10 protein-coding genes are annotated in these 12,897 nt (G+C 40.3%); 8 read left to right on the top strand and 2 right to left on the bottom strand.

Annotation, left to right across the window (positions count from 1 at the left end):
* Nucleotides 1–70: 70 nt before the first annotated feature.
* Together FE296_RS26905 and FE296_RS26900 are read left to right on the top strand one after the other, a co-directional pair.
* Nucleotides 71–3,868, top strand: coding sequence for a glycoside hydrolase family 9 protein (locus FE296_RS26905; RefSeq protein ID WP_223869046.1), 3,798 nt, complete (start codon nt 71–73; stop codon nt 3,866–3,868).
* Between the two features lie 110 nt (nt 3,869–3,978).
* A complete protein-coding gene (locus FE296_RS26900; protein WP_150367024.1) occupies nt 3,979–4,548 on the top strand; it encodes a DinB family protein in 570 nt (189 codons plus the stop codon).
* 110 nt (nt 4,549–4,658) lie between these two features.
* Here the strand turns inward: FE296_RS26900 and FE296_RS26895 are convergent, their stop codons facing one another.
* Both FE296_RS26895 and FE296_RS26890 read right to left on the bottom strand, forming a co-directional pair.
* Nucleotides 4,659–5,876 carry an MFS transporter gene (locus tag FE296_RS26895; RefSeq protein ID WP_124114993.1) on the bottom strand — a complete coding sequence of 406 codons (1,218 nt, stop codon included), beginning with the start codon at nt 5,874–5,876 and terminating at the stop codon, nt 4,659–4,661.
* Nucleotides 5,877–6,427: 551 nt separating this feature from the next.
* Complete coding sequence (locus FE296_RS26890) at nt 6,428–7,021, bottom strand: TetR/AcrR family transcriptional regulator (RefSeq protein WP_124114994.1); 594 nt, start codon at nt 7,019–7,021, stop codon at nt 6,428–6,430.
* A gap of 173 nt (nt 7,022–7,194) precedes the next feature.
* On the opposite strand from FE296_RS26890, the gene FE296_RS26885 reads away from it, so the two are divergent.
* The 6 genes from FE296_RS26885 to FE296_RS26860 all read left to right on the top strand — a co-directional run bounded on the left by FE296_RS26885 (nt 7,195) and on the right by FE296_RS26860 (nt 12,865).
* On the top strand, nt 7,195–8,346 hold the full coding sequence (locus tag FE296_RS26885) for an FAD-dependent oxidoreductase (RefSeq protein WP_150367023.1): 1,152 nt from the start codon (nt 7,195–7,197) through the stop codon (nt 8,344–8,346).
* A gap of 281 nt (nt 8,347–8,627) precedes the next feature.
* Nucleotides 8,628–9,815: an MFS transporter gene (locus FE296_RS26880; protein ID WP_150367022.1), complete on the top strand. Its 1,188-nt coding sequence runs from the start codon at nt 8,628–8,630 to the stop codon at nt 9,813–9,815.
* A 69-nt stretch (nt 9,816–9,884) separates the two neighbouring features.
* The gene (locus FE296_RS26875; protein ID WP_150367021.1) at nt 9,885–10,511 is read left to right on the top strand and encodes a TetR/AcrR family transcriptional regulator; all 627 of its coding nucleotides are present in this window, start codon (nt 9,885–9,887) and stop codon (nt 10,509–10,511) included.
* Between the two features lie 25 nt (nt 10,512–10,536).
* Nucleotides 10,537–11,097, top strand: coding sequence for a CDP-diacylglycerol--serine O-phosphatidyltransferase (pssA, locus tag FE296_RS26870; RefSeq protein WP_150367020.1), 561 nt, complete (start codon nt 10,537–10,539; stop codon nt 11,095–11,097).
* Nucleotides 11,098–11,124: 27 nt separating this feature from the next.
* On the top strand, nt 11,125–11,610 hold the full coding sequence (locus FE296_RS26865; RefSeq protein ID WP_124114999.1) for a DedA family protein: 486 nt from the start codon (nt 11,125–11,127) through the stop codon (nt 11,608–11,610).
* Between the two features lie 244 nt (nt 11,611–11,854).
* Nucleotides 11,855–12,865 carry an AI-2E family transporter gene (locus FE296_RS26860; protein ID WP_150367019.1) on the top strand — a complete coding sequence of 337 codons (1,011 nt, stop codon included), beginning with the start codon at nt 11,855–11,857 and terminating at the stop codon, nt 12,863–12,865.
* Nucleotides 12,866–12,897: the final 32 nt, after the last annotated feature.

Here is a 12,897-nt window from a genome sequence, read left to right as displayed (position 1 = left end):
GTCTGATTATTCAGGTATAAAATTCCATCTATCATTGGTAAGATACAAAAAAATGAGAGGGGATACCATTTTGAAGCAGCCAAAGAAAAAAAGTACGTTCCGTAAGATTTCTCTTTTCTCGGTAAGTTTTGTAACCGCTTTATCTTTACTTGCCCCAACATCTATTGTGTCGGCTGAGCAGGCATCCACTGTGAACTACCTCCCCCCTGGGGGAGACAACTGGAACAAGCTCCGTGATATTGAAATCAAAGAAAACGCTTGGGGTAGCGGAACAACCGTCACTGACGAAGTGTATCAGGAGCAGAATGCTCGTAAGGTTGAAACAAATGGCTATTGGTCAGACCACCTGGTGATCAACGGCTGGCAATCCTTCGACTTTAGTCCCTATGAGAATGGAACGCTGGAATTCGATGTTGCCGGAGCAACAGGGAATGAAAAATTTCAGATCGGCTTCCGGGATGTTGTTCATGAGAGACTAAACAGTGACGGCGAATTTTACAAAGATGGCGATGCAAACCCTGAAGAGACAAATATCGATGGCCTGGTAGATATCAGTAAATACATTTCGCTCACTACAGAGTGGCAGCATGTATCCATCCCGCTGAAGGATATTTTCAACAGTGATCCTTTGTTCGATGAAAGCAAAATTCAGCTTTTCAAGCTGTCTGGAGATGATACGCCGATCACCTTCTGGATCTCGAATATCAAAGTGACTTCGCCAGATAAGGAACGAAGCTATGCTCCAATTAAGGTTAATCAGGTTGGTTACTTAAATTATGGTGATAAGTATGCAAATGTAAGCGGTTACTACAATCAACTGTCAGCTGATGTTGGCACGTCCTTTGAGGTTAAACGAACTTCAGATGATAGCGTTGCTTATACAGGGACACTATCCCTTGTAGCCGCCTATGACGAACTATCTGGGGAGAAAGTGTTCGAGGCCAATTTCTCCGCCTTAAACGAACCGGGCCAATACTATATAACGGTCGACGGGGTGGACCAACCTTCTGCGATATTTAAAATCGGACCGGATGTATACGATGGCCTGTTGAAAGATGTTCAGAAATTCTTTTATTTCCAAAGAGCGAATGACGATCTGCTTCCTCAACACGCAGACGAGTTCGCACGTACCGGATTACATAAGGTGGATGCCAATCTTCCACTTCAGTCCGATCCAAGCCAGTACAAGGATGTGTACGGCGGATGGTGGGATGCAGGAGATACCGGAAAATATGTAACTGCTGCCGCGACTGCCGTATCCGATTTGCTGTGGGCTTACGAGAGCTTCCCGCAACAATTTACAGACGGCCAGTTGAACATCCCCGAGAGCGGAAACAACATCCCCGATCTGATTGATGAAATCAAATTTGAAACCGAGTTCTTCCTGAAAATGCAGGATGAGCGGTCTGGCGGATTCTATTCATACATCATTCGCGAAGCTGCACCTGAACGTTATATCATGGATGGTACTGGTGAAGAAAGCATCATCCCGACAGCCCAAACAGCGGCAACCGTTGGAGCTCTGGCACATGCCTATACGGTATTCAAAAACGTAGCGGGCATGGAGGATTACGCAGATACGTTGCTTGAATCTGCAATTAGAGGCTGGTCTTATCTCGAAGCACATCCGGAATTCATCGCTCAGCCCGACGGCCCTTATAATGACGATGATGATCTGAATGACCGATTCTATGCAGCTTCTGCACTGTATAGAGCTACAGGCGAAGCTCGTTACAACGATTTTGTAGTAGCGAACTATAAAGCTTTCGAAAGCAAATTTAACACGACTGATTTCTCTCACGGGATCGGAAGTATGGAATTGATCGGTTTCTATCACTATTTGAGCGGTTCAACGCCAAGCCAAGAAGTCAAGGACTGGTTCATTCCCAAATACAAGGATTGGAGCAGCATCGTTATCAATACAGCTATGAATCAGGCGGTTTGGCATAACTCGACGAACAAGGGATTTTATTGGGGAGCCAATTCGAATGTCGCAGGTGTTGCAGTGAGCCTGGATATCGGCAACCGGATTATTGGCAACTACGATGAGCGCATGCTTCAGGTGGCCAGCGGCAACTTGAACTACCTGCTCGGAGTTAATCCACTGCAGCTCAGCTTCATTACGGGTCATGGAGAGAACCGGGTTCGCACTACCCATCATGTCATTTATATGAAAGACTTTATTAAAGAAATGCCCAACGGCTATATGCCGGGAGGTCCGAATAATAACGGCAAGTATAATTTCCCTGCCAAAGCCTACAACCAGGCGACGGTAGACTGGGAGAGTAATGAACAGGCGCTAAACTATAACTCGCCGCTGATATATCTGACCGCTCTGTTGAACAATGTCGAAAACAAGACGTTCTCTGAGAGTATTCAACTGGATAATACGGCCGGAACGTTATCGGTTGGCAAAACAATCAAAGTAAAGGCTTCCGTCACACCAAACAATGCGTCCTTTAAAAAGCTGCAGGTGATTTCCGCGGATAAGAGCATCGCTGCGGTCAGCGATGTCACTTACAACGAGGATAGCGGTGTTACGGAATTTACCGTAACGGCTGTAAGTGAAGGGAAGACAGTAGTAATCGTACAGTCACTCGATGACAGAATCCAGACGAAGTATGCGATTGAAGTAATCCGCGAAAAAGATGGCTCTTCCAACCCGAGCCCTGGTACGAATCCGGGTCCTGCACCGGTGACGCCTGGAAATAACACTCCAGAGGTGAGTGCTGGTTCAGGAACAAAGACAGACCAAAACGGGATATTGATGCTGACACGTGAACTCTTGGAGAAAGCCGTAAGCCAAGCTGTTAACGGAAAGATTAAAATTCCTGTAGTTGCCTTAAGCAGCCAAAAGAAAATCGAAGTCCAACTGCCTGGCGACTGGATTCGCACTGTAAATACCACTTCTGTCAAATCTGTTTCCTTCGAAGCACTAGGTGCCATAATTGAGTTAGATTCAGCCTTTATTAAAGGAGTGGTTGAAAAGGATGCCAAGAAGCTTTCGGTCGGCATATCTACCGCAACTTCGGGTACGCTTACTGACGAAATTCGCACACTACTGGGGGACAATCCGGTATACGAACTAACACTGAACGTAGACAATACTCCAGTTCAGTGGTCGGGTCAGCCGGTAACGGTAAAGCTGCCATACGTCCTTGAAGCCGGAGACCAGCCGAATCAGGTGGTCGTTTATAACCTGAACAAAGGTTCGAATTTAGTTAAGCATGCTTTTTACGATCAATCGTCCGGTACGATCACATTCAAACCTGAGCATTCCAGTAAATATGCAGCGACTTATACCAACGTTGGCTTTACAGATATCGGTACCCTTCCGTCTAAAACAAGCGATGCTATACGTGCCATTGCGGCCAGAGGTATTATTATAGGAAAAGCCCCCGGCGAATACGATCCGCAGGGGAAACTGACCAGAGCCGAGTTTGTGCAGATGCTGGTCAACTTCTTTGACGCTGTTGATGCTTCCGCTGTTAGCCAATTCTCGGATGTCAAAAAAGCCACCTGGTATTACACAGCGGTGGCCTCGGCTGAGAAGCTCGGAATCGTTCAGGGTAGATCCGATACCAAGTTCGGCACGAATGACAAACTGACAAGACAGGAGATGGTTGTACTTCTCCATCGTGCACTTCTGGCTACTGGCTACTCTATAGATTCGAGTGAACAAAATGTACCAGCTTTCAGCGATCAAGCAGCTATCTCAAGCTATGCGCAGAATGCTGTTGCAGCTTTGAAGCAAGCAAACATTCTGTCTACGGATTCGAGTGGAAGCTTCGGTCCTAAGTCGCAAACAAGCCGCGCGGATGCCGCAGTCCTAATTTATAACTTCCTGCTTGTCGATACTAAGCACTAGAATAGTGGAAGATTTTATTCGCATATATAGATAGTCTGGCAGCCGTACGTGTCCTTATCCGTACGGCTTTTACTCAATATTCCTGATCGGAATAATTGGAGATTGCGCAGGTGCTTCAACAACTAATGTTATGGGGTGAAAACCGTATGTTAAAAAATGATTCCCTGGCTATTATCGAGCAATATAAGCGAAGATTGGCTGGATATACGATAGACCAGTTGCAGTATAAATCCAAGGAAGATGTTTGGTCGGTTGGACAAATGTATATTCACGTGATCGATGTGGCAGAAGAGTACATTAATCATATTCAAACTTGTACGATGGCGACACAAGAAAAACATGGAGGCAAGACTGAAGCCGGAACGAAGGCCTTTAACGAAAAAGTGTGGCCCGATGTCCGTGTGAAACTTGAGGAACCAGTCAACAGGACCCGTAACCCAGATAGCAAAGAAGAGATCATAGCCGGTCTTGAGCAGGTGATAAAAAAATTGAAATACTGGGAGGAACACGTTCGCGGAACGAATCAGGCTTGTAAGGTGTGTCATGGCTGGTTTGGCTGGCTCAACGCGTGTGAATGGTTTGAGATGATTGGCATGCACAGCAGACATCATTTGCGCCAACTGGCAAGACTGGAACAAAAGCTTGCAGAGGCGGGCTTATGTAATAATTCACTAAATTAACGGGAAACGTTAGCCATGTAAAACCAAGGAGGCAGCCGATCATTTGAACGGCTGCTTATTTATTGATAGGGGATTTGCAGTAAGTGATAACGAAGTGTACGTATTATATTTTAATTATGATGCTTGTCATTCACATTCATATAATCTGTTCTTAAACGTAAAGTGAAAACTATACATGAGAGGGTTAGGACAGATGCAATAAAATATGCACCGAATAATTCAATTTGATTTACAATAATACCAGACAAAGTACTTCCTAACAACATTCCCCCCATCAAAAGTGGTAGTACGATTCCATTCGTTCTTCCGATGTATTCTTCCTTAATCTCTTTAATCATCATCGCACTAAAAACGACCTGGAAAAAAGCTGTTGCCACCCCTGATAGTACCCTTGCTATAACGGTTAATGTAGGCCAAGTTGATAATACCTCGATCAATGTTATCATTGACCAAATGATCATTGTAACTGTTAATACCGCACGCCTGTACCTTATTATTTTTGATGAAATTGCCGCAGCTAAGATACCTCCAAGAAGCATCCCTACTCCTTCTGAAGCCGCAAACCATTGAACACTTTCCTTAGGTAATCCTAATCTCTCCATTGTTACAAAGACATCGAGAGGTTGTGTTATACCCATTGCAATTCCACTTACCGCAAACATGATAGCAATGAGTTTTAGATTTACATGGCCAAGAACATACTTAAACCCACTTTTGATATCGCTTATTGCAGTGTTCTTTTCATGACTTTTCTCCCTATTCGACGAAGGTAAGAATAATTGAATTGCTGCAGCTAGAGCAAAGATAATGAATAGAGCAATAACAGCAGACCTAATCCCCAACTGAGTGTATACAAATGTTCCGAAGACTGGACCAAATATGGTGAACAAAGCCAATAAACTTTGGTTTATTCCAACAGCCGTTCCAACGTCTTCAGATGGAATATGTCTCTTTAAAAGGACGGACGAGGATGGCTGGGAAAATTGACTCACGATAGCTGAAATGACTGTTGCGGCGAACACTGCTTGCCATATACCCAGAGATATTAAGAGTAAAATCAATAACATAGATAAAGCACTTAAAGAATCACCTAATATCACCGTTCTTTTTGGTTCCCATCTGTCAGCAAAGGTACCACCTATCAATGAGAAAATAAAAATTGGTAAATACTCTAAAGCTGTAAGCAAAGAAACAGCTGTTGGATTGTTATTTGATTGATCCATTATATAAAAGAGCAAGGACATGTTACGGATCCAGATACCTGCTTGCTGTAATAAATCAGCGATCAACACAATCTTAAAAACTCTATTCCTTAAAAGTGAATTCACAAAAACCCCCGCTCCTTAATAATCGATTTCTCAATTTGGTTATTATTTGCTGATTTTCCTTTCTTATTCTTTAGATGATTTATATCGCTAAAGTAAATTTGGAGGACAATTGAATCAGACAGGTCAATTTTTTTTAATTGAGTTTAGTAAATTTGGTGACTCAACATTCCTTCCAAAATGTATCGGACATTCGTCCGATTAATTGCAAAAAAATATGTTTATCTGACTAGTATAACTTTATTCGGACGATCGGTCAAATAATTGTGTGTGTACTGAACATTACTAGATCTGTAATGGATTCAAGCTCCTTGCCAAACAGAATCAATAGTGCGATAGGTATATGTTCATATCAATACCGATTCAATTTGTGGAATTCGCAAAATCATCAATATTTTTCAGCTTACGCCTATTTCATGCAGACAACATTAAGTAGCTCGCTTCATTTGACCTCTTAGTAAATAGGGAAAAAGACAAAGGGGACAAGACGAATGTAGATCAATACTTCAAGTAACAGCTTGAGAATAAGTTGGGGAGGCTTCAACAACATTTTTTTATTCTTTCAACCCAGGCAAGATTAAATCAATGGCTAGCTTGTATAAATTTTTCTGTTCTTGATTTGAATGGTAGCCAAACAATTCTACATTTGCTAATGAGGTGATAAAATTATATAAAAGTACCGATACATCATCAATATGCAAATCTTCCTTGAATTCCCCATGATTTATACCTTCCTCTAAAATTCGGCTAACAATCAGAAATTCGGGTTCGTAAAGTTTAAGTACAGCGTCATAATTGTTTTTATTTGTTGAAACGAAATATTCTTGAATGGTATTCATAATCGGCTTTTGCAGCATAATACTATTTAAATTCGCCCAAATATATAACTTTTTCTCAGCGGAACGCTCAGTTTTCGATGTAATGTCCCAATTTCGAATAAATTCGTTAGATACTTGTTGAATACAGTAAAGATACAGTTCCTCTTTATTTTTAAAATGGTAATAAATTGTCCCTTTACTTAAGTTTGTTTCATTTTTTATATCGGCCATAGATGTAACACTATAGCCTTTTTGTTCAAATATTTTCGTTGCTACATCCACAATGAATTGTTTCGTATCCTCACTATTCACGCCTGTTGGTCTGCTCATAATTCCTCCAGTGTTTTTATTCTATTGTAACTTAAAAGAACCAATTATGCGACAAATTAATTGACCGATCGTCCGAATAAATTTATAATGATTGCATAGGATGAAACTGATCCTTATTTTTTAGGGTTATTCGGACGATAATTCGAATAAATATTTCTGAAAGGGGTTTTGAAATGACTAAGAAAATAATTATTATCGGTGGAGGAATAGCAGGATTAGCGATGGCGCTATTCTTGAAAAGGGCCAATATCGAGAGTGTAGTTTATGAACAAGCGACGAAGTATGGTAATGCAGGTGGGAACTTTGTGATTCATCCCAGTGGGGTTAAAGTTTTGGAGGAGTTAGGATTAGGTGAAGCCTTAAAGGCCAATAGTCATCTAATGACTGACATTAAAGTAATGGATAAAGAGGGTAACTCTATATTTGAAGACATGGACATGGATGGGGAAGAGGAGGGAATGCCTCATTTAATCAACATTGCACGTTTCCATTTAATCGATATTCTTTATCAAAAATCTATTGAACAAGGAATAGAAATCAATTTTGGAAAAAGACTAAAATCATTCATTGAGGGTGATGATCATATTCAGGTTTTCTTTGAGGATGGAACAGAAGCTAAAGGTACATTACTTGTTGGAGCGGACGGAGTACGTTCTAAAACACGGTCCATTTTATTCCCGTTCCCTAACTATCCACTAAAGTATGCTGGCAAATGGGGAGTGTACGGCTTAGTAGGCCTTGACAAGCTTAACGAGCATAGAGAGTTTTTTGATTCCGAAACTTCGCTAATTTATTTTCACGAAAATTTCAATTTATTTATATCCAAACACCATCCGACAGATAATGAAATTTCATGGTCAATGATTGTTAACGAGGAAAAAAAGGTCTCTAAGAAACACTTTGAAGAAAAGCCAATAGAAGCGTTTAGATCAGACTTGGCCAATCAGTTCTCAGATTGGGAAGCTCCAATTAAACAATTAATTGAAAACACGGATAACTTCATACCTAAGCAGTTGTTTAAAATTGATCTAATGAATCATTACTCATACAGCAGAGTTGTATTAATTGGCGATGCACTTCATACGGCAGATCCGAATGCAGGAATGGGTACTACCCTTGGATTAGAAGACGCACTTTATTTGTCTAAGTTGCTTAGAGATCATGATTATGATGACGCATTTCATTATTATGAAACCGATCGTAAGGATAGAGCGGCAAAAGTATTTAATAGTGCTTCAATATTAGATAATCTCACTTTAGAGAATACTGAAGATTTTGCGTTCTTTGGAGAAGGACTAAGTGTCAGTTGGGATAAAAGTGAATAAGTGTATTTAAGGAAAGGTCGTAGGAATAACATGTTGGAGTTTTTTTGCAATATATCGGACGATCGTCCAAATACATTGATGGTATAGCTCAATCAAGAATCTAACAGTCGAGCGTACGCTCGGCTGCAAGGTTCTTTGAAGTGAGAGGTATAGTTCGTTGTTTGGTTTAAGAGAGAGTCTGAGCTTCTGTTAATTTATAACGAACGTTCAGTATATAGATGTTACCTTTATGTACTGACATTATGATTATAACTTTGGTTATTCGAGTGGAGAGATGATAAATGAATCTTTTGTTTAGAAACAAGGGAGCCTTAGCTTTACTCATGGTTAATATATTTCTTGCTATGGCTGCTTATGGGTTAGTTGTTCCTGTAATGCCAACTCTAATGAGGAACCTGGGGCTAACGGGGGCAAGCGTTGGGTATTTGACGGCGGCTTATGCAGTCACACAATTATTATTTTCACCATGGGGTGGAAGACTTGGTGACACAATTGGCAGAAAAAAAATAATCGTTGTTGGTTTAGCCATGCTGGCTGTTTCGGAAGCTATTTTTGGGTTTTCCTCTTCCATATACATGCTATTTCTGTCCAGACTGCTTGGCGGGGTAGGAGTTGCCTTCATTTTCCCAGGGGTTATGGCATTTACAGCAGATATAACCACCGAGAATGAACGTGCCAAAGGGATTGGCTATATATCGGCTGCGATGTCGACCGGTTTCATTATCGGCCCGGGATTAGGCGGTTTTTTAGCAGAGTATGGCATTAGAGTTCCTTTTTATGTTGCTGCAGCTGTGGTTGGGTTTGTGGCTCTCCTGTCGGTGATCGTCTTACCGGAATCAATGAAAAAAGCTGATCTTATTGAACCTCGGTTGCCCTTGGAGAGAGAAGGATTCATCCGCCAAATATGGCAGAGTCGAAAAGCATCATACTTTGTAACATTAGTTGTATTACTTGTACTTGGGTTTGGTCTTTCGAACTTTGAAACTGTTTTTGGACTGTATTTGGATGCCAAGCATCAATTCGGTCCTAATGATATCGCATTTGTTCTGACAATCGGCGCTATTGTGGGTGTAATCATTCAAATTGGTTTGTTAGATTTGCTTGTAAAAAGATTGGGTGAGATGAAGGTCATGTATCTAAGTCTTGCACTTGGTGGGGTCTCGATATTTGCCATATTATTCGTTCACTCCTATTGGGCAATTACCATTGTTACTATCTTCATCTTTGCTTCTTTTGATTTGATTAGACCTGCAGCCAGCAGCCTGCTGTCAAAAGCTGCAGGAGAAAGACAAGGATATGTGGCGGGATTGAATTCAACATTTACAAGTCTCGGAACAATAATTGGCTCAGTGGCAGCTGGAATCTTATACGATGTATCATTGTCGCTGCCCTATATAGCTGCGGGTGCTACATTTCTCATTTGTCTAGTTGGGTTGAGACTTCGACAAGGAATAAAACAATCCGCGTAAATTGTCTGCAGTTCATCCATTTGACAGAGGTTAGCAAAATGTAATACGAATTTTTGGGGGAACTTTCATATGAACAAAAAGCATTTACAGAGCGAACAAACAAAAAGGGGGATTCTGTTAGCCGCTGGACAGTTGTTTAGAGAAAAAGGTTACTCAGCAACTTCAATTGAAGATATAGTAGCCGTTACGGGGAAAAGTAAAGGCAATATTTATTACCATTTTGGAAGCAAAGAGGCTTTATTCCTTTACTTGCTCGAAGATTGGGAAACGGAATGGAGAAGCTCCTGGTTGGAGAAGGAACCGCTTCTTTCAACGTTTTCAGAAAAAATCGATGGGTTATTTCAGACGATGGCAAATGATATGTATCATCCACTAACCAATGTGATGGATGAATTTTTAAGCAAGGAATGGAACAATACAAAGATCCAAGCGAGTGTGACTAACTATGTCGAAGGCCATATCGCCTTTATTCGTGACATCATTGAAGTCGCTATGTTAGATGGTGAAATAGCTATTGACGATAGTAAATCATTAGCTACTATCTTAGAGGCCATGATACAGGGGCTAGGTCTTATGGCTTCTCGTATGAATGACAAGGAAATGAAAGTTCTTTATCGTAAAGCGGCACAGGTGTTTCTACAAGGCGTGTTAAATCCAAAACCCTATTTATCATGGTATTACAATCAAACAAAATAATTATGCTGTTTAAGGTGGGCAAACAATGTATAAAGAACGATCGGTATCTGTTAACAAAAGAAGAAAGAATCTCATCAAATGGATACCATCAATTCTTACACTTGGGAACCTGAGCTGTGGTATCTTCGCAATCTTGATGTTGTCGTGGGATAGTAAAGCTGCGGTACTACTAATCATCATAGGGATGATATTTGATTTACTGGATGGATTTGCTGCTCGTAAGCTGCATGCAGAAAGTCTGTTTGGACAAGAGCTTGACTCGTTGTGTGATATGGTGACGTTTGGTGTTGCTCCAGCTTTACTAATCTACGTAGAAAAACTTTATCATCTCAACATGATAGGTGTGTTACTTGTAACTTTATTTATCATATGTGGTGCAATTCGTTTAGCGCGCTTTAATATACAGGCAGATCAGATGAATGACTTCCTCGGGGTCCCTATTACGATTGCAGGAGGATTCTTGGCTATTTTCAGTCTTTTGGCCTCGCAATTAAAAATGAGTCTTACCGTAATTGTTGTCATTTTACTAAGTATTCTTATGGTTAGTCGAGTTCGTTTTCCAAGTTTGAAGAAGTGGTTGAAATGATGAGAATTTAGAAAGAAGGAACACTTTATGGAATGGGTTACAGAGGTAATTGGACAGTATGGTTATGGGGCTATCTATATACTCCTGGCGATAGGAATTGTGGGTCTTCCGATCCCAGACGAAATCATGATGGTGACCATAGGATATCTTTCTTCTATACATGTATTAAGCTATCCACTTTCTGTGCTATTTGGCTTTTTAGGGACAGTCACCGGAATGACAGTGAGTTATTGGATTGGTCGAAGATTTGGGAAACCGCTCTTACTCCGGTTTGGAAAATACCTGTTTCTCACTCCGAATAAGTTGGAGAAAGTGGAAAGGTTATTCGAAAGGTATGCGCAATGGACGATTATTTTTGGATACTACATCCCCGGCATACGTCATTTAACATGTTATGTCTCAGGAATCAGCGGGATTAATTTCAGGAAGTATTTCATTATTTCAAGCATCGGTGCTTTGATATGGTGTCTTATCTTTGTAACAATCGGATACGGAGTTGGGGGAGCAATATGAATTGAGGAATACCTTTGGCCACCACTGACTATTTTCCAAGCTTTCTGTTATTGATCCTATATTAAATCCACCATTCGTTATGGAATTGATCAACAAGGACAAGCTGCTTGAGACACACTCTTTTTTACGAAACTATGGACAATTCTTAATAATCTTTATTAGATGGTCGTAAATAGAGTAGTTGCGGCGGCGCGTTCAAGAAAAATCAAATTCATGACATCACTCAATTATAAGGACGGTTAACATGGATTCTATTAAAAGGTTCTTCTCGGATATAAACAGTCGACGATTCATAGTTTTAGTATTAATCGGGTTACTACTGTACTTCATTAAAGGAATGCTTAATGTAGTGCTTCTCACATTCTTGATAGCTTTTATTATGAACAGCATTCAAATACAGCTGCATAAACGAATCAGTAAGTTTGTGATAGTTAATAGTAAAGTAATTGTTATTTTACTGTATCTCATATTTATTGCTCTTATTATTGCTGCGCTGGTGAATTATCTCCCTAAAATCTATGAACAAATGATGCAATTAACTACTTTTTTGACAAACCTAAGCCCTGATGATCTACCACAGAACAAAATTACCCTCTATTTATTTGATACCATCAATAGTTTAAATTATCAAAGTTACCTGAAGAATGGCATTGACTACGTATTGAAGATAAGCAATTGGGGTTCGAGCTTTGTTTTATCAATCATATTAAGTTTTATCTTTATACTTGAAAAAAATCGCATTGTTACTTTTACTTCTAAGTTGGAAAGCAGTAAACTAGCTTGGTTTTATATGGAAGTCAAATCCCTTGGAAAAAAGTTTGTATCTTCTTTTGGGAAAGTAATTGAAGCGCAAATTCTAATCGCTTTGCTAAACACAACGTTTTCGGTATTAGGTCTGCTGTTACTGGGCTATCCTTATTTGTTTGCTCTCTCCATTATGATCTTCTTGCTTAGCTTAATTCCCGTGGTCGGCTTTGTGATATCGCTTGTTCCACTGTGCATAATAGGTTACACGATCGGTGGAATAGACATGGTTTTCTATGTACTGATTATGATTTTTGTATTGCATTTTGTTGAAGGGTACTTTTTAAACCCCAAACTAATGGCCTCGAAAATGGACCTGCCCATGTTTTATACTCTCGTGGTGTTATTGTTCTCAGAACATTATATCGGCGTATGGGGATTAATTGTGGGAATCCCTATATTTATTTTCTTTTTAGATATTTTAGAGGTTAATCGGAAAACTGAAACGTAAAAATTCATCCTGTGATTAGAGGTGATAAATCA

Source organism: Paenibacillus sp. UASWS1643, from assembly GCF_008693195.1.
In the GTDB taxonomy this organism is placed as follows: Bacteria; Bacillota; Bacilli; order Paenibacillales; family Paenibacillaceae; genus Paenibacillus; species Paenibacillus amylolyticus_B.
The sequence above is the reverse complement of the archived record's forward strand: the minus strand, read 5'-3'. Positions and strand labels throughout refer to the sequence as shown.

Coding starts and splice junctions, on each gene's coding strand:
- FE296_RS26890 (WP_124114994.1), bottom strand. CDS start 7,021: ATGAGCAGACCAACAGGCGTGAATAGTGAGGATACGAAACAATTCATT.
- FE296_RS26885 (WP_150367023.1), top strand. CDS start 7,195: ATGACTAAGAAAATAATTATTATCGGTGGAGGAATAGCAGGATTAGCG.
- FE296_RS26880 (WP_150367022.1), top strand. CDS start 8,628: ATGAATCTTTTGTTTAGAAACAAGGGAGCCTTAGCTTTACTCATGGTT.
- FE296_RS26875 (WP_150367021.1), top strand. CDS start 9,885: ATGAACAAAAAGCATTTACAGAGCGAACAAACAAAAAGGGGGATTCTG.
- pssA (WP_150367020.1), top strand. CDS start 10,537: ATGTATAAAGAACGATCGGTATCTGTTAACAAAAGAAGAAAGAATCTC.
- FE296_RS26865 (WP_124114999.1), top strand. CDS start 11,125: ATGGAATGGGTTACAGAGGTAATTGGACAGTATGGTTATGGGGCTATC.
- FE296_RS26860 (WP_150367019.1), top strand. CDS start 11,855: ATGGATTCTATTAAAAGGTTCTTCTCGGATATAAACAGTCGACGATTC.